The sequence below is a fragment of the Clostridioides sp. ES-S-0048-02 genome, from assembly GCF_020658495.1.
Lineage (GTDB): Bacteria > Bacillota > Clostridia > Peptostreptococcales > Peptostreptococcaceae > Clostridioides.
In genome coordinates this window covers 1-255 of record NZ_JACVWH010000096.1, presented here as the reverse complement: position 1 = coordinate 255, position 255 = coordinate 1, and the positions used below count along the sequence as shown (strand labels likewise).

Sequence of the window (255 nt, the reverse complement as noted above, 5' to 3'; positions counted from 1 at the left end):
AGTTTCCCACCAAGTACCATCAGCGCTAGAGAGCTTAACTTCTGTGTTCGGAATGGGAACAGGTGTATCCTCTCTGCTATTGTAACCACATAATCTTTATGCTTAATATTACTATTAAGTTTTTGAAGCTAGTAAACTAGATTCTTTAGAGTTAGCACTCTAAAAACTACATATATATTTTAATCAATGAACATCAAATAAATATTGGTCAAGTCCTCGACCTATTAGTATCGATAAGCTAAATACATTGCTGCA

The 255-nt window shown here is 33.7% G+C and carries 1 rRNA gene; it reads right to left on the bottom strand.

The features are described from left to right. Positions 1 to 90 (bottom strand): 5S ribosomal RNA (rrf, locus tag IC173_RS20575); the annotation flags it as partial. Positions 91 to 255 lie beyond the last annotated feature (165 nt).